This is a genomic window from Anabaena sp. PCC 7108 (genome assembly GCF_000332135.1).
Lineage (GTDB): Bacteria > Cyanobacteriota > Cyanobacteriia > Cyanobacteriales > Nostocaceae > Anabaena.
The window spans coordinates 3,543,727-3,569,058 of sequence record NZ_KB235896.1 but is presented as its reverse complement, the minus strand read 5'-3'; the positions used below and the strand labels follow the sequence as shown (position 1 = coordinate 3,569,058).

Annotated in this window: 15 protein-coding genes and 2 pseudogenes; 8 read left to right on the top strand and 9 right to left on the bottom strand. The window is 40.6% G+C overall.

What is annotated here, in order from left to right:
* Positions 1-53 precede the first annotated feature (53 nt).
* The 3 genes and pseudogenes from ANA7108_RS0116830 to ANA7108_RS27555 form a co-directional block, all read left to right on the top strand.
* A complete protein-coding gene (locus ANA7108_RS0116830) occupies positions 54-3,773 on the top strand; it encodes an NB-ARC domain-containing protein (RefSeq protein ID WP_016951972.1) in 3,720 nt (1,239 codons plus the stop codon).
* Between the two features lie 349 nt (positions 3,774-4,122).
* Positions 4,123-4,422: a hypothetical protein gene (locus ANA7108_RS0116825; RefSeq protein ID WP_016951971.1), complete on the top strand. Its 300-nt coding sequence runs from the start codon at positions 4,123-4,125 to the stop codon at positions 4,420-4,422.
* A gap of 378 nt (positions 4,423-4,800) precedes the next feature.
* Positions 4,801-5,442, top strand: a pseudogene (locus ANA7108_RS27555) (IS1634 family transposase); the annotation flags it as partial.
* Positions 5,443-5,731: 289 nt separating this feature from the next.
* On the opposite strand, the pseudogene ANA7108_RS27550 reads toward ANA7108_RS27555, so the two are convergent.
* A pseudogene (locus tag ANA7108_RS27550) lies at positions 5,732-7,035 on the bottom strand (AAA-like domain-containing protein); the annotation flags it as partial.
* 803 nt (positions 7,036-7,838) lie between these two features.
* Between ANA7108_RS27550 and mnmG the strand changes: the two are divergent.
* Both mnmG and ANA7108_RS0116795 read left to right on the top strand, forming a co-directional pair.
* Complete coding sequence (mnmG, locus tag ANA7108_RS0116800; protein WP_026104246.1) at positions 7,839-9,782, top strand: tRNA uridine-5-carboxymethylaminomethyl(34) synthesis enzyme MnmG; 1,944 nt, start codon at positions 7,839-7,841, stop codon at positions 9,780-9,782.
* A gap of 210 nt (positions 9,783-9,992) precedes the next feature.
* On the top strand, positions 9,993-11,222 hold the full coding sequence (locus ANA7108_RS0116795; protein WP_016951966.1) for a hypothetical protein: 1,230 nt from the start codon (positions 9,993-9,995) through the stop codon (positions 11,220-11,222).
* 366 nt (positions 11,223-11,588) lie between these two features.
* Here ANA7108_RS0116795 and ANA7108_RS0116790 read toward each other — a convergent pair whose 3' ends face one another.
* From ANA7108_RS0116790 to ANA7108_RS0116775, 4 genes are all read right to left on the bottom strand, one after another.
* Entirely contained in the window at positions 11,589-12,071 is a 483-nt protein-coding gene (locus ANA7108_RS0116790; protein ID WP_016951965.1) for a DUF2996 domain-containing protein, read from the bottom strand.
* Positions 12,072-12,268: 197 nt separating this feature from the next.
* Positions 12,269-12,544 (bottom strand): MoaD/ThiS family protein, encoded by a 276-nt coding sequence (locus ANA7108_RS0116785; protein WP_016951964.1) that lies wholly within the window; start codon positions 12,542-12,544, stop codon positions 12,269-12,271.
* A gap of 90 nt (positions 12,545-12,634) precedes the next feature.
* Positions 12,635-13,939 (bottom strand): threonine synthase, encoded by a 1,305-nt coding sequence (gene thrC, locus ANA7108_RS0116780; protein ID WP_016951963.1) that lies wholly within the window; start codon positions 13,937-13,939, stop codon positions 12,635-12,637.
* Between the two features lie 206 nt (positions 13,940-14,145).
* Entirely contained in the window at positions 14,146-14,406 is a 261-nt protein-coding gene (locus tag ANA7108_RS0116775) for a MoaD/ThiS family protein (RefSeq protein WP_016951962.1), read from the bottom strand.
* A 46-nt stretch (positions 14,407-14,452) separates the two neighbouring features.
* On the opposite strand from ANA7108_RS0116775, the gene ANA7108_RS0116770 reads away from it, so the two are divergent.
* Positions 14,453-15,784 carry a Rieske 2Fe-2S domain-containing protein gene (locus ANA7108_RS0116770; protein ID WP_016951961.1) on the top strand — a complete coding sequence of 444 codons (1,332 nt, stop codon included), beginning with the start codon at positions 14,453-14,455 and terminating at the stop codon, positions 15,782-15,784.
* Between the two features lie 74 nt (positions 15,785-15,858).
* Here the strand turns inward: ANA7108_RS0116770 and ANA7108_RS0116765 are convergent, their stop codons facing one another.
* The 4 genes from ANA7108_RS0116765 to ANA7108_RS0116750 all read right to left on the bottom strand — a co-directional run bounded on the left by ANA7108_RS0116765 (position 15,859) and on the right by ANA7108_RS0116750 (position 19,506).
* The gene (locus ANA7108_RS0116765) at positions 15,859-16,464 is read right to left on the bottom strand and encodes a J domain-containing protein (RefSeq protein WP_016951960.1); all 606 of its coding nucleotides are present in this window, start codon (positions 16,462-16,464) and stop codon (positions 15,859-15,861) included.
* Between the two features lie 100 nt (positions 16,465-16,564).
* Complete coding sequence (locus ANA7108_RS0116760) at positions 16,565-17,158, bottom strand: ATP-dependent Clp protease proteolytic subunit (protein ID WP_016951959.1); 594 nt, start codon at positions 17,156-17,158, stop codon at positions 16,565-16,567.
* A 129-nt stretch (positions 17,159-17,287) separates the two neighbouring features.
* The gene (locus tag ANA7108_RS0116755; protein ID WP_016951958.1) at positions 17,288-17,950 is read right to left on the bottom strand and encodes an ATP-dependent Clp protease proteolytic subunit; all 663 of its coding nucleotides are present in this window, start codon (positions 17,948-17,950) and stop codon (positions 17,288-17,290) included.
* A 260-nt stretch (positions 17,951-18,210) separates the two neighbouring features.
* Positions 18,211-19,506, bottom strand: a complete 1,296-nt coding sequence (locus tag ANA7108_RS0116750) for an NB-ARC domain-containing protein (RefSeq protein ID WP_016951957.1) — start codon at positions 19,504-19,506, stop codon at positions 18,211-18,213.
* A gap of 458 nt (positions 19,507-19,964) precedes the next feature.
* Here ANA7108_RS0116750 and ANA7108_RS28240 point away from each other — a divergent pair, with 458 nt between their 5' ends.
* Both ANA7108_RS28240 and ANA7108_RS27535 read left to right on the top strand, forming a co-directional pair.
* Positions 19,965-23,306, top strand: coding sequence for a Calx-beta domain-containing protein (locus ANA7108_RS28240; RefSeq protein WP_016951956.1), 3,342 nt, complete (start codon positions 19,965-19,967; stop codon positions 23,304-23,306).
* A 439-nt stretch (positions 23,307-23,745) separates the two neighbouring features.
* Positions 23,746-25,332 (top strand): hypothetical protein (locus tag ANA7108_RS27535; RefSeq protein ID WP_016951955.1); only part of this gene is annotated, 1,587 nt, incomplete at its 3' end.

The window sequence follows — 25,332 nt, the reverse complement described above, 5'->3', positions numbered from 1 at the left end:
TCGGTAAATATATCTATAAATGATTCAGGTATAGTAAAACGTACTCATAAATCGTGGCTACTCTCAAAGCTTCTCAACAAGGACTCGCAAGAATTAAACAAGCCAGAACAGAGAAAGGTTGGTCTGTTGACGATTTGAGATGGTTAGAATTAGCCAGTGAAATATTAGGAGTTTCTTGGGAAAATAACGGAGTTTTTGCGGTTGGAATATCAGAAGGAACTTGGAAACGTTTCTTAGCAGGAAAGCAGGCCATTAACGCCCAAGCTTTTAAAGCCTATTGTCAGGTGTTGGGTTTAAATTGGGAAGAAGTAGTTGAAGAGAAGGCAGAAGGCAGGAGGCAGGAGGCAGGAGGCAGAGAAAAAAATAGTCCCCCTTGCTCCCTGCTCCCTGCTCCCGTTCCTCTTATTGACTGGGGGGAAGCGCCTGATGTATCTATTTTTTATGGTCGAAATGAAGAATTAGAAATTGTTAAAAAATGGGTTATACAGGAAAATTGCCGCCTAGTAACATTGTTGGGAATGGGTGGGATTGGAAAAACAACATTATCCGTTAAGTTAGCACAAAAAATAATTGAAAATTATTCCCAGTCCCCAGTCACCAGCGATGCACTGAGCTTGTCGAAGTGTCCCCAGTCCCTTCAATATATCATCTGGCGAAGTTTGCGTAATGCGCCACCAGTGGATGATATTTTGGCAGAATTGATTCAATTTTTATCTGCACAACAAGAAACAGATTTATCAAATCATTTAAACGGTAGAATTTCACTATTACTAAAATATTTAAGAAATTCACGTTGTTTGATTATTCTTGATAATGCTGAATCAATTTTACAGGCTGGCGATCGCAATGGTCGTTATCGTCCAGGATGTGAAGGTTATGGTCAACTCTTACAATATATCGCAGAAACTTCTCACCAAAGTTGTTTAATTCTTACCTCACGGGAAAAACCCCAAGGACTAGCTAAATTTGAAGGTGATAGTTTACCAGTCCGTTCTCTACAACTTACAGGTTTATTAGAAACCGCAGGACGGGAATTATTTAATGTTAAAGGTAAATTTATTGCTTCTGAAGATCAATGGCAAATTTTAATTTCTCGTTATAGTGGAAATCCTCTAGCTTTAAAAATTGTTGCCTCTTCAATTCGAGACTTTTTTGATGGCGATGTTGCCCAATTTTTGGAAATTTCTCAAGCAAGTACATTTATCTTTGATGATATTCGTGATCTGCTGGATCAACAATTTCAACGTCTCACCGCTTTAGAAACAGAAATCATGTATTGGTTAGCTATTAACCGAGAACCTGTATCTTTACCAGAATTGCAAACAGATATGATTGCTAAAGTTCCCATAAGAGAAATATTAGAATCACTCAGTTCTTTACAACGGCGTTCTTTAATTGAAAAAACCACCAATGGGTTTACACAACAACCTGTAGTTATGGAGTATGTCAGCAATCAGTTAATTGATCAAGTTGCTGAAGAAATTAGGGATTGGGGATTAGGGACTGGGGAAAAGGAAAATAATCAAAAATCTCACATATTTATAACTCATGCAATAATTAAAGCACAGGCTAAAGATTATGTGAGGGAAACTCAAATTAACCTCATTCTTCAACCTATTATTAATCAATTAATTAACGAAATTGGCAGTTTAGAAAATATAGTTGATCATCTAACTCAAATCCTTTCTAGTCTGCGAAGAAAATCACCACAAATTACAGGTTATGCTGGGGGAAATTCTTTAAATTTACTGCATCATGCACAAATTAATGTTAGTGGTTATGATTTTTCCGGTTTAACTCTTTGGCAAGCTTATCTTCAAGGTGTGAATTTGCATGATGTTAATTTTGCAGATTCAGATTTATCTCGCTGTGTTTTTACGGAAACTTTAGGTAATATTTTAGCTGCTGCTTTTAGTCCAGATGGTCAACTTTTAGCAACCTGCGATACTGATTGTCATATACGGGTATGGGAAGTAAAAACAGGTAAATTATTACTCATTTGTCAAGGTCATACAAATTGGGTGCGGTTTGTAGTGTTTAGTCCAGATGGGGAAATTCTGGCTAGTTGTGGTGCTGATCAGAATGTGAAACTATGGAATGTCCGAGATTGTGTTTGTATAAAAACTTTAACTGGTCATGAACATGAGGTTTTTTGTGTAGCCTTTCATCCTGACGGTGAGATTTTAGCTAGTGCAAGCGGTGACAAGACGGTAAAACTGTGGGATATCCGTGATGGTCAATGTTTGCAAACCTTGACAGGACATACCGACTGGGTGCGCTGCGTTGCTTTTAGTGGAGATGGTGAAATATTAGCAAGTAGTGGTGCTGATCATAAAATTAAACTTTGGGATGTACATGAGAGTCAATGCTTGAGAACCTTGACAGGACATAAAGGATGGGTGCGCTCAGTAGCTTTTAGCACCGATGGCAGAACTTTAGCTAGTGGAAGTGGCGATCGCACTATTAAAATTTGGAATTATCATACAGGTGAATGTCTGCAAACCTACACCGGACATACTAACAGCGTTTATTCCATTGCTTTTAGTCCTGATAGTGAAATTTTAGTGAGTGGAAGTGGCGATCGCACCATCAAACTTTGGGATACTCAAACCCATACTTGCATTAAAACTCTACATGGTCACACCAATGAAGTTTGTTCTGTTGCCTTTAGTCCCGATGCTCATACACTCGTAGCTGTTAGTTTAGACCAAAGTATTAAACTATGGGATTCTCTAACAGGTCAATGTTTAAAAACTTGGTATGGTAACACAGATTGGGCATTACCTGTAACTTTTAGTCCTATTTCTTCGCCCTTAAAAAAGGAAATTGGGGCGATTTTAGCTAGTGGTAGTAACGACAAAACCGTGAAATTGTGGGATTGGCAAACAGGCAAATATATCAGAAGTTTAGAAGGACATACAGACTTTATTTATGGTATTGCCTTTAGTCCAGATGGACAAATTTTAGCCAGTGCTAGTACAGATTCTTCAGTCAGATTATGGCAAGTTAATACAGGTAAATGTTTTCAAATTCTACAAGGACATACAGACTGGCTATATACTGTTGCTTTTCATCCCCAAGATAAAATTATTGCTAGTGGTAGCGCCGATTGTACAATTAAAATTTGGGATATTAATACAGGTCAATGTCTGAAAACTTGGAATGAACATACAGATAAAATACTAGGAATTAATTGGAGTCCAGACGGAAAAATTTTAGCTAGTGCTAGTGCAGATCAAACAGTAAAATTTTGGGATTATGCTACAGGAAATTGCATCAAGACATTACCAGCACATAACAACCGGGTTTACTCAGTTATTTTTAGCCCAGATGGAAAAATAATTGCAACTTGTAGCACAGATCAAACAGTGAAATTATGGGATTGGCAAACAGGTGAATGTCTTAATACATTTATTGGTCATACAAACTGGGTATTTGCCATTTCTTTTAGTCCCAATGGACAAACCCTAGCCAGTGCATCCCATGATCAAACCGTGAGAATTTGGAATGTGAAAACAGGAGAATGTTGTCATATTTGTATTGGACATACACATTTAGTTTCTGCAGTAGCATTTAGTTTAGATGGGAATTTTATCGCTAGTGGTTCTCAAGACCAAACCGTGAGAATTTGGAATGTGAAAACAGGTGAATGTGTAAGATTATTAAGGGCAAAAAGACTTTATGAAGGAATGAATATTACAGGTGTAAAAGGGTTAACATATGCGACAATTTTCACTTTGCAATCTTTAGGCGCAGTAGTTGATAATATGTGACAGGAAATAGGGGAGATGGGGAGATGGGGAGGCAGATTTTTACCAATGCCCAATGCCCAATCACCAACTTTATCTTCTTATCTCGTTCCTAGTCTCCGACTGGGAATGTCATTTCAGAGGTTCTACCTCTGTTTGAATATAAGGCAGAGCCTTCTAAAAATTCCCATACAGAGTATGGCAACGAGGCGCAAAGTTTTTTAGAACTGTCACCTGTCACCTGCTATAAAAACAAACCCTGACTATTGAATCCTTAACTTTTCTGTATCGACAGATTAAATTGTTGCCTTAGATAATCAAGCGTAGCGAAAGCAAAAAAGTGAATAAATTTATTAATTAAAGGATAATCAAAATGGCAATTTTTACCATTACTACATTAAATGATGTTGTTAGTTCTACAGACGGGCTGTTAAGTTTACGAGAGGCTGTAGCAGCGGCAGAAGCCTTACCTGGAACTGATACCATCGTCAACAGTCCAGGTAACGGCGGTGGTGCAGGTTTAGGAGGTGCAGTTTTTGTCTCTAACCGCGCAACCTTCAACGTCATCAACAGTTCATTTCTCTTCAATTCTGCTGTTGGTGGTACTGGCTTTCGGAATGGTCAAGGACATGGTGGTGCAATCTTCGTGCAGTCGGGTGGTACATATAAGTAACTTAACCTTAAAAAACGTAATACCCAGATCCACTACAGAGAAAAAAATAAATTTCTAACCATAACTCATTCCTGAAAAAATGACTAACACCGTTAATAAAACCCACATTCCGCAGATATTGAAGCAGATTAAATAATTATGAATTGTAAAATTGCAAAGCCTGAAAAGATTATCTGGTAATCATTTCAGGCTATTTTTTTGTAAAATAATAAGCGTCAAATAGATAAAGGAAAAACCATGAAAGAGTCTCAAGTTGCCATGCAAATCCTAAATATAGACCATTTAGGAATAGTAGCAGGAATAATAGACGAGAAGGAGAGTACAGACAAGAGACAGAAGAAATAGATCAAATAAAACAAGAAATAGTTTGCTTGTCAACCAGACGCTAAAATAGCAATAAAAAAGCTATCTAAATCCTGGAAATATCACCAAATCAAAGAAATTGAATACATAGAAAAGGCAGAATATAAAACAGCAGGTAGACCAAATAAATTAGCCGAACCCAATCAAATAAGATATCAAGTTACAGGTAAGATAGAAACTTCAGAATCAGCAATAAAAACTGAAAAAATTAAAGCCGGGAGATTTATATTAGCAACGAATATCTTAGATAAAAATGAATTGAGTGATGAGCAGGTATTAGAGGAATATAAAGCCCAACAATCTAACGAAAGAGGATTTAGATTTTTGAAAGACCCGTTGTTTTTTACATCAAGCGTATGTGTGAAAACACCTGAAAGAGTGGAAGCAATTGCCATGATAATGGGATTATGTTTGTTAGTCTATAATCTTGCACAAAGAAAGTTAAGGCAAGAACTAGCTAAATTTGAGGCTGGGATTAGAAATCAAGTTAAGAAAATCACAAATAAACCGACGATGAGGTGGGTATTTCAGATGTTTCAGGCTGTACACTTAGTAATCATAAATGGACAAAAACAAATGAGTAATTTAACAGAGGAACGTGAAAAGATTGTCAGGTATTTAGGAAAGAGTTGCAGTAAATATTATCTAATTATTTGATGAAAGTTTATTTGAACGAAAAGATACAGATAGTTCAAGGGTAAAATTGTTAAATATAAATTTTTAGCGGGGATAGAAATATTCTTGGCTATAATTGTCATGTTGATTTTACCAAAAATGACTGCTTTGATTGAGAGAGAGAATCTATTTTAAAACCTCGTGAAATTCATTTTGGTAATATTCTCTATTTTTTGGCAGATAAAGTTAAAATCAACCAGAAAAATTAGGTAAATAAAATTTTTCTGGCTGGGATTTTTCAAAAATATCAATTATCTGGGTCACATCTGCGGAATGTGGGATCTATGTTACTTAAACTCTTGCCTTTTGCCCAGTTTTGAGTATCTTTGAGGGCTTGTCCTCGCAAAAGATAGGTTTCATCTTGATAATTTGATGCCACCCAGGCGTTAATTAAATCGGCGTAGGGACGTAACTTTTTTAATTGTTTTTCCACCCATTCTAAATTGAAAACTTCTTGATAAATGCGATTATAAACTTGTAAGTTACCTTGTTTTTTTTTACAACTAAGCCTGATAGTAGTAATTCTATTTTTTCGGGTGAATCATCAGCAGGAACACTACCGTTTTGTAATATTTGTAGATACAATCCTAATAATCTGCTGGCGCGTTGTTCATGACAAAGTAATCTGTCGCGGATGGTTCTTAAATGGGGTGGTTCATCTAAAGAAGCCCAGTTGTCTATAATATGCGATCGCACTATGGCAGAAACTTGATCAGCTATAGCTTCATTTGGTGTCAATATTTCCTGCATGAGTTTCTTTAAATAGGGCGATTCTATAGCAGAAATATTACCCTTTTGTCCTATTACTGCATCCCAATTCTGTACTATTAATTGACACATTTTTTGAGTTAAAAATGGTTGTCCTCCCGTCCAATTAAGTATTTCTTTTAGTGCTATTTGCGGATTTTCTACTTGATTTGCCAAACCTATTTCTAATGGTTTAACTTCTGCAATTTTGAATCCATTTAACTCAATTGCACGTCCAATATTAAAAGGTGTACGAGTTTTATCTGTAATTAAATCTGAAGGTGTGGCTACTCCTAACAGGGCAAAAGTTAAACGTTTATGTTCGTGGCAAGCACGAATTAAAGTAAAAAAGTCATCTGTATTAAATGGTAAACTAATGGTACTGTCGATTTCATCGAAAAAAATCACCATCGACTGTTCTATTAATTCAGGTAAAACACATTGTAATAATTCACCTAATCGACCGACTGGAGAAAAATCTTGTCTTTCTTTTAACCAATTACGAACATTAATTTGAGTGGAAAGCCGAAAACTCCTCACCAACCGCATGATAATATCTGCATACCACTGGTCAGCTGTAATATTGCTATTGCCAATACCTGACAGGTCAACTGTTGTGCAAGCGATACCATCTTCTTGTAGACGTTTAGCCACCTGCACCCGTAAGCTAGACTTGCCCATCTGACGACAGTTGAGAACATAACAAAACTCACCTGCCTTTAGAGCATTGTAGAGTTCTTCGTCTGCTTGTCTGACTACATAGCTGGGTGCATCAATTCTGAGACGACCACCAACTTGGTATTCGTAGGATGAAGTCAGTTTTTGCACGGGTATCCTTGCCTCACAAATCTGAATTTTTGCGATTTACAGCAAATTACTTTGTGATGAGTTACAGTCTCAATACTACTCGGTCAAGTCTTTTGGTGGCATTACAAATAACGGTAAGCCATACATTCTCAAACAAAGTCTTCAAGTGCCGGACAGCCGATTTTTAAATATCAACCCTTGGTCAACACGGGATTTAATTCGTATTCGGTTTACACCGTTTTGGTCAAAGTACAATCCTGGGGATGTATCGCTGGCTAATTCTTTCTTTAACTGCTTATCTTATAGCTCACTGGAGTTATTTGCAGACTCAGTTCCCATTACCACCTGCTAACAGGTAAGGCTGCACAAACTGCTCTTGAATCACTTTTTCCCAAAATAGTTGTGTCTCTTATTTTACTGGAAATTGAGCGATTAATTCCTCTCACACGTAGTTCTGGTTTTGACATCTCTATTTCCAGGTGCAAGATTTCAAGAAGGCAGGAGGCAGAGGGCAGAGGGCAGAAGGAACCAATTGGAAAGGGATTGTGACCCCTCCCAATCGGAAGCTCCCAAATTTTCGATTTGGGAGGGGCTTCATACCCTTACTCCTTTCAGTCGTGGGCAGAGGAGACATTCCTTCTGCCTCCTGCCTCCTGCCCTCTGCCTTTACCGGTGAGCAAATAAACATCCTGTAAATCCTTTAATCCTGTAAATCCTTAAATCCTGGATATCCTGATTCAGACAATTAACCAAAATATACGCTAAAATACTGACTGTAACTAGCTTTTATTTTTAAATCTTTAATTCTTAATTCTTAACTGCTTATGACCATGCACGATTCCCCAGAATTCCAAGACGCATTTGATGTGATTGTCGTCGGTGCAGGTCACTCAGGTTGCGAAGCAGCTTTAGCTACTGCCCGCCTCGGTTGTCGGACTCTGCTGTTGACCCTTAATCTAGATAGAATCGCTTGGCAACCTTGTAACCCAGCAGTAGGTGGCCCAGCCAAATCTCAATTAACCCATGAAGTAGATGCTTTGGGTGGAGAAATTGGCAAAGTCGCAGACCGCACCTATCTACAAAAACGTGTCCTCAACTCTTCACGAGGTCCGGCTGTTTGGGCGTTACGGGCGCAAACCGATAAGCGCGAATATGCGACAGTCATGAAGACCATTGTCGAAAATCAAGACAATTTGACAATTCGGGAAGGAATGGCTACCGACTTGGTGCTGGGTGCTAACGATGAAATTATTGGTGTACAAACTTACTTTGGCATGACGTTTCAATGTCAAGCCTTAATTCTCACCACCGGCACATTCTTGGGTGGTAAAATTTGGGTGGGTAACAAGTCAATGCCAGCAGGACGTGCGGGAGAATTTGCGGCTGAAGGATTGACAGCAACTCTTAATCGCTTAGGATTTGAAACGGGAAGATTAAAAACAGGAACACCAGCACGGGTAGATAGACGCTCGGCAGATTATAGTAAAATGGAAATCCAGCCGGGGGATAAAGAAGTCCGCTGGTTTAGCTTTGACCCCCAAGCGTGGGTAGAACGGGAACAAATGGCTTGTTACATGACCCGAACTACTGCGGAAACTCATCGTTTGATTCGGGAAAATTTGCACCTATCACCTGTTTATGGTGGTTGGGTGGAAGCTAAGGGACCGCGTTATTGTCCGAGTATTGAAGATAAGATTGTCCGCTTTGCTGATAAAGAAAGCCACCAAATTTTTATAGAACCAGAAGGACGGGATATTCCGGAATTATACATCCAAGGCTTTTCTACGGGTTTACCGGAAAATCTGCAATTGCTGATGTTGCGGAGTCTTCCGGGTTTGGAAAACTGCGTAATGCTGCGCCCTGCCTATGCGGTGGAATATGATTATATACCTGCAACTCAGTGTTATCCGACGTTGATGACAAAGAAGGTAGAAGGGTTATTTTGCGCGGGACAAATTAATGGAACAACCGGTTATGAAGAAGCCGCTGCACAGGGTTTAGTAGCGGGAATTAATGCAGCGCGATTTGTGCGGGGTGAGGAAATGATTATTTTCCCCCGTGAGCAAAGTTATATTGGGACTTTGGTTGATGATTTGTGTACGAAGGATTTACGGGAACCTTACCGAATGCTGACGAGTAGGTCTGAGTACCGCTTGTTACTGCGTTCTGATAATGCTGACCAACGTTTGACACCTTTGGGACGAGAAATTGGTTTAATTGATGATAGACGTTGGGATTTGTTTACCAGCAAACAAGAACAGATTATTGCGGAGAAAGAACGCCTGCATTCTACCAGAATTAAAGAACTTGAGGAAGTGGGGAGAGCGATCGCACAGGATACCCAACAAGTCATTAAAGGCTCAATTACCCTCGCTGACTTATTGCGTCGTCCAGGCATACATTATGTTGATTTGGAAAGGTATGGACTAGGTAACACCACCCTCAACCAAGGGGAAAAAGAAGGTGCAGAAATTGACATTAAATATTCTGGATATCTAGTCAGACAACAACACCAAATCGAGCAAACTGCACGTCAAGCAAACCGCCCCTTACCTGCTGATTTAGACTACACCACAATTGATACTCTTTCTAAAGAAGCCAGAGAAAAGCTCAACAAGGTAAAACCCCTAACTATGGGTCAAGCTGCGCGAATTGGCGGAGTTAATCCAGCTGATATCAACGCCTTACTCATTTATTTAGAAATACGTAAAACCAAAACTCCGTCAGATTTTTCGGTACTAGTTTCCACCAAATATCACCAAGGTTGAGTATAGTGTAGGATAGGGGATCGGTATGATCGATGACATGAATTTTGGAAGTGATCTATCAATCATTTCCAAATCACAGTAGAATTTAATACCACGGCTCAATCAACTTTTTCCTCTGGGATAAGTTATTAGCTGTTTGATTAAAAAATTCGATTTCCCGGCAATCAAAGTGTCGTTTCCCCGTCCTAGCAGCTACAACCGAAGAAGTCTATGATACCAGAAGCCAGCACCCATCTTATTATTTCGGAAGCATCAGAGGACTTAATCACCAATGAGCCTTGGTCGATAGAGACTTACGCTGAAGGCTTGATGGATGATATCTTCACCGATATCGATGACATTCTGGACGGTCGAAGGAAGCGACCTGCCAAAACCGTAAGGACAGAATACGCATCTGTGCAAACGGTCACAGTGAAGATGCCAGAAGTAGTTTTACCACAGAGAATACAACAAGCAGTCAAGGCAATATCCCCAAGCAAAAACCAGCAAAGGAGTGCATTGGTAGTTAATGCTCCCACTGTGACGGCAATTAGTCGCAGAACTGAGCAAAAAAGTCGTGGTTTAAACAACCTGCTAATTTTGGGAGCGTCCTTAGGCTTGGCAATTGTCGGTACAGTCTACTTAACAAATTCGAGATTAATAACTAATCCTATTGCCCAATTGACTTCCCAGACGCTGCCAACAGACCAACTAGCATCACCAGTGGTACTAAAACCAGACCCGCAAGCAGAGTTGGTTAATTATATGCTGGAAGCCCTGGCAGTAATAGACCAGCAAGGAGTAACCAATAATCAGACACCTGCTAAACCTGGATTTCCAGATGTAAATCTGAACCAGACAAACTCTTTGGCTTTGCCCAGTACCCAACCGGTGGGGACTCTACCACCACCTTTGGCTGCTAACAATGTCCCTCCAGTTCCGAGTCGGACAACAAACGTGATTGAACGGATTTATATCCCCGTTTATCAAGCACCCCAACCTATGCGCCCATTGCCACAGGTTCCGCCAATTCCCACACAGGGTTCTGCACCTAATCCTGTACAACCAGTAGCCAAGCCGATACCAGAAAAAGTTTCAACTACATCTGTGAAAACCCCAGCGACGGCTACGAAACCAGCAGTAAATCCTCAGCCACTGCAAATAGCACCACCAAAACTGCCTACTGCTAAAGCCACTACACCAACAGCGGTTCCAGAAAAAGCCCCAACTATTATCCAGGCACAGGCATCTTTACCTGGCTATTCGGCAGAGTTAGAGGGATTGCTAGAATTGGGTAATAAATCCGCTGCTTTGTTTAAAGTTAATGGTGTAACTCGCCGGATTAATCTGGGAGAGAGTATTGGTTCTAGTGGCTGGACGCTAGTAGATGTGAGTAAAGGTGAGGCAATTATCCGTCGTAATGGAGAAGTACGATCAATTTATGCAGGACAGAAGTTGTAAAATTTCTCTTAATTTCTTTTGGGACAGCATATTTAGTAGGGTGCGTCAGACTCGATAATTTGGCAGAATTAACAGATTTGCTATATCTGACGCACCCGAAAGATACTGAAACCCATACCTCATATTTGATGTTTGCTGTCACTGCGTAAGTCTTAAGCTAATACGCAGCTAAATTGGATTTAGTGAAGTGAGAAAATAAGCTATCAAACTCTTATCTGTTCCCTGTTCCCTTGTCTCAAACAACAATTTAAATGCGCGACAGCTTAAAATAGACAACGACCCCATTACTGGAGCCGATATCTATCATTTTCACGTAATTTAAAGTCAATAGGCATTTGTCTAGAACTAATGACTAATGACCAATAATTAATTTCTACCTAACCATTTTTGACCGTTTAAGCGATAAACCAACCGAGATACTAGTAAGTCAAGGGTAATTTTGCGCTCATCGATTAAGAATGACTCAAGGGTACTAGGTTTTTTACCTTCATTACAGGAAAAGCCTTTTTTGCCTTGAATATCGGCATCAGGGAAATAAACGTTAAATTGGCGCTGTCCATTTTGCCAACTACCAATAATTTGCCAGCATTCTTCTGCAAAGTTAAACCCAGTAATAGGATATTTCTGCTTGGCAAAAGTTAGCTCTACATCTGGTACTCCCTCCGCAACAATTGCTTTTTGCAAAGCTGGTAAGTATTCTTGCTGGATAAACTCTTCAAAGGGCTTGTCTTCGACTGCTGGAGGTTTTTCCTTTTTAGGAGTTTTGGCGGCTGCTGGGGATTTTTCTGGGGCGGTTGCAGCAACACTGGGAGCATCTCCCGCCTGATTTTGATTGGTTTCTTCTGCCATTGCTCAGGTTAATCCTTTAATCTAGCTTTGAGAGCGAGTTGCTCACCTTTGGATAGTCAGTTATTTTTATTTTGACATACCAAAGCATGGCTATAACTATTTACATCTCACCGTCTGTTAGTGCTTTCCCAAGGGACTTCCAAATAAAAAAATACTCCTTCGCTTTCAGGGCAGGGGAGGCTTAGGTTGCAGATATCTCAACCACCTGCAACGGCTGGAACAATACTGACTTCATCGCCATCTTTTAGAGCGGTTTCTGTCCCTTCTAAAAAGCGGATATCTTCGCTGTTGACGTACAAATTCAAGAATCGTCTTGGTTTTCCGGCTTCGTCACACAAACGCGACTTGATACCAGGACAGCTTTGTTCTAAGGAATCAAATAACTCAGAAATATTGCTACCACTGCAATCTAAGGTAGCTTGGTTATTCGTAAATTTTTGCAGTGCTGTGGGAACTAAAACTTTTACAGCCATCTTTAGTTATCTATCAATTCTCAGTGATCGGTTATTAGTGGTCAATTCTTAATGGTCATTTGCTCATGAATAATGACCATTAACTGGTTACTAAACTAGGACTTGTTGCCATTCTAGGCGATCAAGTGTGCGGGATCTTTCTAACGCCCGTTCAAAACTATCCAGTTTGGCATCAATTGTCAAAGGTTCACCAACGTAGCCTTGGATTGCTTCTTGGGTTTTCAAGCCATTGCCAGTGATATAAACAACTGTAGTTTCATCTGGATCAATTTTGCCGGCTTCTACTAATTTTTTCAGGACGGCAACGGTTGTACCACCTGCTGTTTCGGTGAAGATACCTTCTGTCTCTGCCAGTAACTTCATGCCTTCGATAATTTCTGCATCATTGACTGATTCAATATTACCGCCAGTTTTCTGGGCTATTTCTACAGCATAAACGCCATCTGCTGGATTACCAATAGCGATTGATTTAGCTATTGTGTTTGGTTTCACTGGTTGAATAAAGTCACGTCCTTCTTTAAAGGCTTTGGCAATGGGTGAACAGCCTTCAGCTTGAGCGCCGCTGAAACGAACGTTTTTGCCTTCTACCAAACCGACTTCTACGAATTCGTTGAAACCTTTATAGATTTTGGTGAACAAGGAACCAGAGGCTAGGGGAGCAACTATATGATCTGGTAGTTCCCAACCAAGTTGTTCTGCTACTTCAAAGCCTAATGTCTTGGAACCTTCGGAGTAGTAAGGGCGTAAATTAATATTGACAAAACCCCAACCGTGTGTATTGGCTACTTCTGAACAAAGACGATTGACTTGATCGTAGTTGCCTTTTACAGCCATGAGGGTGGGACTGTAGATTAAGCTACCCAGGATTTTGCCGGCTTCTAGGTCAGCGGGGATGAATACGCAGCAATCTAAACCGGCATGGGCGGCGATCGCAGCGGTAGAATTTGCTAAGTTACCTGTACTAGCGCAAGAAACTGTGGTAAAACCCAATTCTCTAGCTCTGCTCAATGCAACTGACACCACCCGATCTTTAAAGCTCAGGGTGGGCATATTGACGGCATCATTTTTAATATAAAGTTTATTTAAACCGAGGCGACGGGCTAAACGGTGCGATCGCACCAAAGGAGTCATCCCCGTGCCTACATCGATAACATTATCAGTTGCAACAGGTAAAAATTGACGGTAACGCCAAATTGAATTTGGCCCTGCTTGGATTTTTTCTCGGCTGACGGACTGACGCAAGGCATCGTAGTCATACTTAACTTCTAGCGGACCAAAACATAATTCACAAACATGACTAGCTTCGAGTTTATATTCTGCACCACATTCCTTGCACTTCAAGGCTTGCAGTATAGATGTATTTGCTTTGTTTAGGTTTGCAATCGCCTGAGTCATAAACTAGCGTCCCCCGTATATCCGTCAACTTTGGATTACTCTAGCACGCCCTAAAATACACGTCAAACATACCCGACTATTTTTGTCGGATATTGTTTTATAAGGGGCATTGGGCATTGGTGATTGGTGATTGGTGATTGGTGATTGGTGATTGGGAAGAGGTTATAGATAATTCCCCCCCTGCCTCCCCTGCCTCCCCTGCTCCCTCAACCACCGCTAACAGGTGGAATTAGTACGACTTCATCACCATTTGTTAACAAAGTATCTGGTTCAACAAATAGGAGATTAATTCCAAAACGAGTAATTTCACGCCATTTGGTTAGTTCTGGGTGTTCGGTGATCAAGCGATCGCATACCGCCTTGACTGGTGTACCATGAGGCAATTCCAGCACTAGTTCACTCATGCCATAAGCCTCTTGATAGGCAGCGAACAATTTAACGGTTACAGTAATTGCAGATTTCGACATACAATTTTTCTACACCCTAATTTATTTGATGATGAGAAGAAGTTAAATGCAAGCTGATTTCAACTTTTTTCAGCACTGGTATCCCCTCTCACCAGTTGAAGACCTTGATCCACAGCGTCCAGTTCCCGTAACTCTTCTGGGAATCCGCTTAGTGATTTGGAAGCCTAAGTCATCTGAGAATTACCGAGTATTCTTAGATCAATGTCCTCACCGTCTTGCTCCCTTGAGTGAAGGACGTGTGGATGATAAAACAGGTAACTTAATGTGTAGTTATCACGGTTGGCAATTTGATCAGCAAGGTATCTGTACACACATTCCCCAAGCTGAAAATCCTGAACTTGTCGGGAAAAATCAGGAAAATTTCTGTGTAGTTTCCCTACCAGTACGCCAGGAAAATGATTTACTCTGGGTCTGGCCTGATGCTAAATCAGCAGAACTAGCTGCAACTACACCGCTACCGTTATCTCCACAGGTAGATGCAACTAAAGGTTTTGTGTGGTCTTCTTATGTTCGGGATTTAGAATACGATTGGGCAACCCTGGTAGAAAATTTAGCAGATCCAAGCCATGTTTCTTTTGCACATCATGGGGTGCAGGGTAATCGAGAAACAGCAACACCCATACCCATAAACATTGTTAAATCGACAGCAAATTTGATTGAAGTAGCTACTGCTGGAAGCTTTCAAACCACAATCACCTTTGAACCACCTTGTCGCTTGGAATACGCAATTAGTATTCCCAACTCAGACAAGCAACTGGGACTTGTCACCTACTGTATTCCTGTATCTCCAGGTAAATGCAGAATTGTCGCCCAGTTTCCCCGCAACTTTGCAAAAACACTGCATCGTTTCATACCCCGTTGGTGGAATCACATCAAAACTCGGAATCAGGTTCTAGATGGAGATATGATTTTGCTACATCAGCAAGAGTATTTCTTGAAACAAAAACAATTCAGTGAAAATTGGAAAACTGCCTATAAGTTACCTACAAGTGCAGACCGTTTAGTAATTGAGTTTCGTAACTGGTTTGATAAATATTGTCAAGGTCAGCTACCTTGGAGTCAGGCAGGAGTTAGTGTTGTAGAAAGCTCAAAAATCAATGATGATCGGGCTGTAATTTTGGATCGTTACAAACAACATACTCAACATTGTCGTAGTTGTCGCAATGCCGTGAAAAATATACATGGATTGCAAATATTACTCTTAGTATATTTTGTGATTACTATTTCTGGTGTGGCGATTCTGCCTGATTCTTTACGTATGCATTTAGGTCTACCACTAGTAATTACAGCACTTTTGGGACTGGGAGCTTATTCTTGGCTAAAATTCAGGCTCATTCCTCAATTTTATTTTGTTGATTATATTCATGCAGAAAAATAACTTAATAAACAGTTAGCAACTATCAGGTAAATGGTGGACTTGTAGCCAGCCATAAAACTGATAACTGTTAACTGTTAAAACTTATGCCCCAAGCGCTGGAAATCCAGCTGGACTTCATTCAAAAGAGCTTTGTTGTGGGGATCTGTTTTCACAGCTTTTTTGAGATAAATTCGGGCTTTGGGCAGTTGTTTTGCCGCAATTAGCGCCCTTCCCCAGATTTGATAAGCGATCGCTTGCCATTGGCGCACTTCGATATCTTCTGGTAATCTAGCAGCTAAAGCTTCCACAAGAGCGATCGCTTGAGGAAAACGTTTTTCTTGCAAAAACCGCTGCAACTGTTCATAAGTTTTCCACTTTAACCGTTGTTCTATATCTTCTAATGTTGGTGGGTGAGGCATTACAGAAGTTGCCGTTGCTGGACTTTGGGCTTTAACCTCCGTGTAACTACTTACAGAATTTGATGGAATATTCGGTTTTAGGGCTATTTCCTCAGATGGTACTACCGTTTGTAGGAATCTATAAGCCTCCGTCAAAGCAATAAATTTATCTTTAGCTTTTTCATCATTTGGGTTCATATCGGGATGATATTGCTGCACCAGTCGGCGATAAGATGACTTAATATCAGCAAAAGAGGCTCCTGACCTTAACCCCAATAAACGGTAACAATCTCCCAGATCCATTTCGCTTTACTCCAATTCAAAATTCAAAATTAAAAATTCAAAATGAAGAATTCCTACTTTTGAATTTTCAACTTCAAATTTTGAATTAATTTTGCCCTATTTACATCCTTTCTTCAATCACACGATCAATTAAGCCATATTCTTTAGCTTCTTGAGCAGACATAAAAAAGTCACGATCCATGTCTTTTTCAATTTTGGCTAAAGCTTGACTAGTATTATTAGCATAAATCTGATTGAGTTGGTGGCGAATCCGTAGAATCTCCCTGGCTTCAATTTCGATATCAGAAGCTTGGCCGCGAGTACCACCGGAAGGTTGGTGAATCATAATCCGGGAGTGAGGTAAAGCCATGCGTTTGCCCTTAGTTCCAGCGGCTAACAAGAACGAACCCATTGAAGCTGCTAACCCAACACAAATAGTGACAACATCAGATTTAATGTGTTGCATGGTGTCATAAATTGCCAATCCAGATGTAACCATGCCACCAGGAGAATTGATGTATAAATAAATATCCTTACCTGGATCATCTGAATCCAAATAAAGCATGACGGCAATAATTTGGTTAGCAATTTCATCATCAACATCCCGTCCCAGAAAAATAATTCTTTCCCGATAGAGACGGTCATAAATGCTAATCCAATCTGTATACTGTCCTCCGGGCATCCGGTAAGGAACTTTAGGAACGCCTATAGGCATTTTCGGTACTCCGTTTGTAATTGGGTAATGGGTAATGGGTAATGGGTAATTGGTAATTGGTAATAGCGGAAGAAAGGAAAAATAAACTTTTGCCGCTTACTTTCTGTCACCTGTCACCTGTCACCTTCTTTAAAGCACACTTGCAGGAAGTGGGGGATTAGCGAGTTCTTCTTTTTCAAAAACTCGGTCAATCAAACCATATTCCTGGGCTTGGTAGGGTGTCATGTAGAGAAGACGATCCATGTCTTTGCTAATTTTTTCTGCTGTCTGTTTAGTGGTGACAGATAGAATATCAACCATTGCCGCTTTGTTGACCAAAACTTCCTTAGCCCGAATTTGAATATCGGTTGCTTGTCCTTGAGCGTAGCTCTTGGGCTGATGTAAGATGATGCTGGAATTGGGTAAACTAGCACGGCAACCTGGTGTACCAGCACTAAGAAGCATTGCAGCCATACCCATCGCTGAACCAATACAGATGGTGTGGATAGGTGGCTTAATGTATTTCATAGTGTCATAGATAGCGAAGGCTTCGGTTTCAAAACCGATAGGTTCGCCACTGTAACCAGAAGTTCCTGTAGAGTTGATGTAGATTTTAATGGGTTTTTCGGGGTCGTCGGATTGTAAATAAAGCAATTCGGCAACGATTAATTCCGTTACAGAGGGAACCAGTGGCATTCCTAGATAGACAATTCGCTCCTTCAAAAGTAGAGAAGGTAAATCTGGTGGAGGTGTCCGATAGGAACTATCGCCGTAATAAGGGGATTGAACAGCGTTGATCTGGGAAATGTCCATAGCAACTGATCGCCTGAAACTATGCCGTTAACTGTAATACATCCTAGCGTGATGCTTGCCTTGTTTAAGGTGCGGATTTCTCCCTTATAGTCAAGAAAGCTAGATGGCGAGGAATATTTAAACTTAATATTATGCTATGTTTTGGGCAAATCAGGCGTGGGTTATGGGTTTTTAGCTGAAAATAGCAGTAAGCAAAGAAAAAGTTAAAAATTTTCTATTCTCCTGTTTATATCTGATTTATTGACTTTCCGACTGTGATATCACTTAGTATAATAATTCCGAACATACTTTTGAATTACTGGTTGAAGACTAAACAGAAATTCGTCATTTTCAAGATTTTTTTCGATCAGCGATCGCATGACTAAAGACTCCAAAACTGTTATGATTTCGGACTTAGATATATTTGGCTCAAAATGTAAACACAAGTAAGTGAAATTAACTGGTTCTTTTATATTGGCTAACCAGTATATTAGTTGGAGTTCTAGATTAGATAATCGCACGAATTGCTTATCTAATAAATCTAAAATTTGTCCAATAAATATGGTATTTTCTGCTAAAAAATTTCCCACTTTACCATTAAATAATTCCCAAATCATTATTGCTAACATTTTTAATGCTAAAGGATTACCGCGATATAAGTTGATCATATTTTCCCAATTTCCTTCTTCTGTTAATCCTCTATTGCGAAATATTTCCTTAGCGGGCTGAATCGCTAAACCTTGAAGTTTTAATAAGCGGACAGGACTATTATTGCCTACTAAAACACTAATTTCTCTAGGAATCTCAATACTTGTTAATAACAAACAACTTTGATGTTGAGATTTACTTACTTGTTTAAACAAATTACCATAGGATTCATAACCCTGGCGATACTTACCAGCTAAACTAGCTTTAGCAAAAATGTTTTCTACAGCATCAAAAATAATTAAGTAGCGATGTAAACGCAAGTGATAGATCAGATTTCCAATAGATGGAACTAAACACTGTTGAGGTGCAAGCAAATCGATAAGTTCTGTCAAAAGACTTTCTAATGTCGGTTCATTTTCCAGTGAAAGCCAAATAATATTTGCAAATCTAACCTCTTGATTACTGGCTAAACGTTGTAAAAGATTTCCAGTTAATGTGGTTTTACCAATTCCTGCCATTCCAGAAATTGCCACCAAGCGACATTCATCTTGTAAAATCCACTTTTGCAAAGTTGCCAATTCTTGATCACGTCCAAATATTTCTAAATCGGACATATTTTGCCAATTGTGAACAAATTCCTTCCGTGTTTCTAACTTAGTTGAAAACTTCTCCCATGGTAAATTATGGAACACCACCCGCAAATTCTTTTTTCCTACTGTCACTCCTAAAACTTTAGAAATTTTTTTCCACAACTCCGGTGCAATATTAGTCTTAACATAAGCAGAAGAATAGCCAGCAATTTGCATATCTTTATATTCTCTACCTTCCCAGCTTTGACGAATAATCTCTTGTTCAAGAGGAGTCAAGGGCATCTCGTATTTGGTAGTAAATAGTTTACATACCAAGCTTAATGCTTCTTCACTATTCATAGCTAAATTTTAACCCTGTGTTGAAATCTATTATTGATATTAATTTTATACATATATATGTATTAGTCCCTGAACTTTCTATCTTGACTCGTAAATGTGTTTGTGATGACGAGGAATCATCTACCTACATATACATAGATAAAACACGATAAGTAGGAATTACAGACTGAGATCACCCAACCCAGTTACTGATTTGCGCTGTTTCCGTCACTTCTTCTAGTCAAATGTACCCAAATTAAAAATCTGTATCCAGAATCTGGAGTTGACATCGGTACAGTATTACGTCATATTTATATTCAGTAGAATGTCACAAAAATAAGTTAACGAAAATTGTGACATTAGTGACTGTTGGTAATACTGATCAAACCAACATTAGTTGATTGCAATTTGACTTCTCAGACATCCTCTGAGTAACAACTAAAAATTTCAGACAACCATTTACCCAATTAATCAATTATATGGATAGCAACATCAACCCATTGCCCGATTTGACCAATGACGAACTCAGCAACGTCGAAAACACCTCATCAGTAATTCCACTAGCACAGCAAAACTTGTATAACTTATTTGCTCTGACAGATGGACCACTAGCAAAACTTAGCTCGGATCTGGCTACCCTCTTTACAGGAATTGATCCGTCATCTTCCCAGGTAAATAGCTCAACTGGTGGTCTTGTTGCTAATGATTCATCACTACAGATAATCGATGGTAATGTTGCCATTGAAGCCACAGCGGATAGTGACCCAGCCAAATTATTGTCTGACTTACAAGCACTAGGACTACAACATCCATCTGCTTTTGGTCGTGTAATTTCGGGAGTGATTCCCATATCAAAACTGGGTAATATAGCAGCATTATCCAGCTTGCGTTTAGTTCGTCCCGTTTACAAGCCCATCACAAATGTTGATTTGTCCAGTAGTTCTGCTGATGGATTTGTAACAAATGTTGGTTCCGTTACCAATCAAGGCGACACAGCTCAACGTTCAGACATTGCTCGTTCACTATATGGTGTCAATGGAGCAGGTATCACCATTGGCGTTCTCTCGGATAGTTACAATAGCTTACGTAATGCTGCTGATGATGTTGCTTCTGGGGATTTGCCCTCAGGAGTAATTGTACTGAAAGATTTACCTATCGGTGGTAGTGACGAAGGTCGGGCAATGTTACAGATTGTTTATGACATAGCCCCAGGAGCGACACTCGCTTTCAATACTGCCTTCATTGGCGGACAAACGGGCTTTGCCAATGGAATTTTGAATCTGGCCAAACCAGTAGCTAACGGTGGGGCAGGGGCAAGTGTGATTGTTGATGATATAGGTTATTTCGCCGAGCCATTTTTCCAAGATGGTATTGTTACCCAAGCAGTAGATCAAGTGGCATCAACTGGCGTTGCCTATTTTTCTGCGGCAGGTAATGGAGCGCGTCAATCCTATGAAAGCGTGTTCAGACCCAGTACTGTTGCCACTGTTGGCGGACAAGCCTACACCTTTCAAGATTTTGATCCCAGTGGGACAGTAAATATTTTCCAGGCAGTTACTCTCAACAACGGTGAATTTACACCTGTTCTGCAATGGGATCAGCCCTTTGCCTCTGCCAGCACCAGCGGTGCAGGTTCCCAAAGTGACTTGGATCTGTTTTTGTTCAGTTCTCCTGACCTTGCCAGCGGTATCATTAGCTCTAGTACAAATAATAACTTGAATGGCGATGCATTTGAGTTTTCCGATATCACTGGAACTGGCACGGCATACCTAGCAATCGGCAAACGTAACACAGTAGGCGGACCAGACCCATCCATCATCAAATATGTTGATTTTGGATTTAATACCACATATCAATTTGCCACCAATAGTTCAACTTCCTACGGACACAGTATATCTGCTAATGGTCAGGGTGTAGGGGCTGCATATTATCAACAAACACCAGCATTTGGAGTAACGCCACCTGTGGCTGAGACATTCACCTCTTTAGGTGGTACTCCTATCCTATTCGATACAGCAGGAAACAGACTGGCAACACCAGTGATTCGTAATCAGCCTGCTATTACAGCACCCGATGGTGTTGATACTACATTCTTTGGAAATGATAGAGATGGCAATGGTAAGCCCAATTTCAGTGGTACATCAGCAGCAGCACCCTCAGCGGCGGCAGCAGCAGCTTTAATCCGTCAAGCAATTCCAGGCGTAACTAATACCCAGATTTACAACGCCTTGAAGAATACAGCCTTAGACATGAATACTCCTGGATATGACTTTCTCACCGGGAGTGGATTAATTCAAGTAGATGCGGCGATCGCTTCACTTTCTAATATAGCGATCGTCAAAACTACAGATGGGGCTGAATCAGGTACAGTTGGCAGCGTCTTTACACTAGTACGCACAAACACCGCAGCAGCTTTAAATGTCAGTTATAGTCTTGGTGGTACAGCCACTGTTGGTTCCGACTATACCGACTCTGGTGCTGGCATAGCTACCTTTGCCGCAGGTGCAGCGACAACTACCATCACCTTAGCAACCATTGATGATGCAGTTGTTGATCCTAATGAAACCATCATTGCTACTATTACTGCTCCCACTGGCTACAGTATTAGTGGTTCCGGCACTGCTACTGCTACCATTGCTGATAATAATTCTTTGGCGACAGTTATCAGCCTAGCGTTAACTCCCATGAGTGTCACTGAAGATGGAACAACTAACCTGGTTTATACCTTCACCCGCACAGGAGACACTACCAATGCCCTAACCGCGAACTATGTGCTTGGTGGTACAGCCACTCTCAACACCGACTATAGCCAAACTGGTGGACAAATTGTCCGATCAATTGGCACATCAAACATCGGGCGAATTACTTTTGCTGCTGGTGCAAATACAGCCAATCTGATTATTGACCCCACCGCAGACACCACCATTGAAAGTAATGAAACAGTTGCTGTCAGACTAATCAGAGGAACTGGTTATGACATTAGCAACACGACTGCTATTTTTGGAACTATTATCAACGATGATTTGGCTGTACCATCTACGGTGTCCATCGCTAAAACCACAGATGGTACAGAAACAGGGACAGTTAGCAGCCTATTTACTATCACTCGTACAGGCGATCTGACAGCAGCTTTAAATGTCAGTTATAGTCTTGGTGGCACAGCCACATTTGGTTCCGACTATACCGACTCTGGTGCCGGAACAGCTACCTTTGCCGCAGGTGCAGCCACAACTACCATCACCTTACCAACCATTGATGATGCAGTTGTTGATCCTAATGAAACCATCATTGCTACTATTACTGCTCCTACTGGCTACAGTATTAGTGGTTCCGGCACTGCTACTGCCACTATCGCTGATAATGATTTTTTGCCGACATCAGTCACCTTAGCCTTAGATCCTATTAGTGTCACTGAAGATGGAACCACCAATCTGGTTTATACCTTCACCCGCACAGGAGACACTACCAATTCCCTAACCACGAACTATGCAGTTGGGGGTACAGCCATCTTCAACACCGACTATACCCAAACTGGTGCAACAAGTTTTGCCTCAACAACTGGTAGCATTATTTTTGCTGCTGGTGCAAATACAGCCAATCTGATTATTGACCCCACCGCAGACTCTGTCATTGAAAGTAATGAAACCGTGGCTATCAGAATAGTTGCCGGAACTGGTTATAGCATTGGGACGACGACTGCTAAAACTGGAACTATCATTAATGATGATTTTTCCTCTGTATTAACGCCGTCTAGCCTATTTGGTAGTGATTCTTTGTTTCAAACTGCTGGACTCTCTAACGATTTGAGTTTGGTTGTGTAGTCTGTTAACCGGAAACGGGGTGTAGGTGAAGAAATTCCTGCACCCTATTATTCATAGCTAAATTTGGCGTTGCTGAATAAGGGGATGATTGAGGCTGACGCGGAGACAGGGAGACGCGGTGATTATATATTGATGCAGATTCTCAAATCATCCCGCAATTATGCAACGCCCTAAATTTTAACCTTGTGTTGAAATTTGTTATTGATATTAATTTTATATACATATATGTATTAATGCCTGAACTTTCTGTATTTACTCATAAATATGTTTGTGATTATGATGAATTAGAAGTAGCAGCATACATAAATAAAACATGATTAATAGTGTTAAAAAAGGCTAACAAAGCTGACTATTCAGGATTTCTTCCCTCCTAACGTCTTAACACTAGTTGATTGCAATTTGACTTTTTCGACAACCATTTACCCAATTAATCAATTATATGGATAGCAACATCAACCCATTGCCCGATTTGACCAATGACGAAAACACCTTATCAGTAATTCCACTAGCACAGCAAAACTTGTATAACTTATTTGCTCTGACAGATGGACTACTAGCAAAACTTAGCTCGGATCTGGCTACCCTATTCACAGGAATTGATCCGTCATCTTCCCCGGTAAATAGCTCAACTGGTGGTCTTGTTGCTAATGATTCATCACTACAGATAATCGGTGATAATATTGCCATTGAAGCGACAGCAGATAGTGACCCTGCTCAATTATTGTCTGACTTACAAGCACTAGGACTACAACAGACTTCTGCTTTTGGTCGTGTAGTTTCAGGGTTGATTCCCATATCAGAACTGGATAAAGTAGCTGCATTATCAAGCTTGCGTTTAGTTCGTCCCGTTTACAAGCCAAGCACAAATGTCGATTTAGTCAGCAGTCCGTCTGATGGATTTGTAACAAATGTTGGTTCCGTTACCAGTCAGGGCGACACCGCTCAACGTTCAGACATTGCTCGCTCACTATATGGTGTGAATGGAGCAGGTATCACCATTGGTGTTCTCTCGGATAGTTACAATAACTTAGGTGGTGCTGCTGCTGATGTTACTTCTGGGGATTTGCCATCAGGAGTAATTGTACTGCAAGATTTAGGTTCAGGTGGTAGTGACGAAGGTCGGGCAATGTTGCAGATTGTCGCTGACGTAGCCCCAGGAGCGACACTTGCTTTTAATACTGCCTTCGTTGGTGGACAAGCTGGTTTTGCCAATGGCATTTTGAATCTGGCCAAACCAGTAGCTAATGGTGGCGCAGGGGCAAGTGTGATTGTTGATGATGTATTCTATTTCAACGAACCATTTTTCCAAGATGGTATTGTCACCCAAGCAGTAGATCAAGTGGCATCAACTGGCGTTGCCTATTTTTCTTCAGCAGGTAATCAAGCCCGTCAATCCTATGAAAGCGTGTTCAGACCCAGTACTGTTATCACTGCTGGCGGACGATCCTATACCTTTCATGATTTCGATCCCAGTGGGACAGTAAATACTTTCCAGGCAGTTACTCTCAACAACGGTCAATTTACACCTGTTCTGCAATGGGATCAGCCCTTTGCCTCTGCCAGCACTGGCGGTGCAGGTTCCCAAAGCGACTTGGATATGTTTTTGTTCGCAGCTCCTAGCTTTACAAGCAATCTCATTAGCTCTAGTACAAGTAATAACTTGAATGCCGACCCATTTGAGTTTTTACAAGCCAGTGGTTCTGGCACGGCATACCTAGCAATCGGCAAACGTAACTCCGTAGGCGGACCAGACCCATCCATCATCAAATATGTTAATGTTGGATTTAATACCACATATCAATTTGCCACCAATAGTTCAGCTTCCTTTGGACACAATCAATCTGCTAACGGTCAGGGTGTAGGGGCTGCATATTATCAACAAACACCAGCATTTGGAGTAACGCCACCTGTGGCTGAGACATTCACCTCTTTAGGTGGTACTCCTATCCTATTCGATACAGCAGGAAACAGACTGGCAACACCAGTGATTCGTAATCAGCCTGCTATTACAGCACCCGATGGTGTT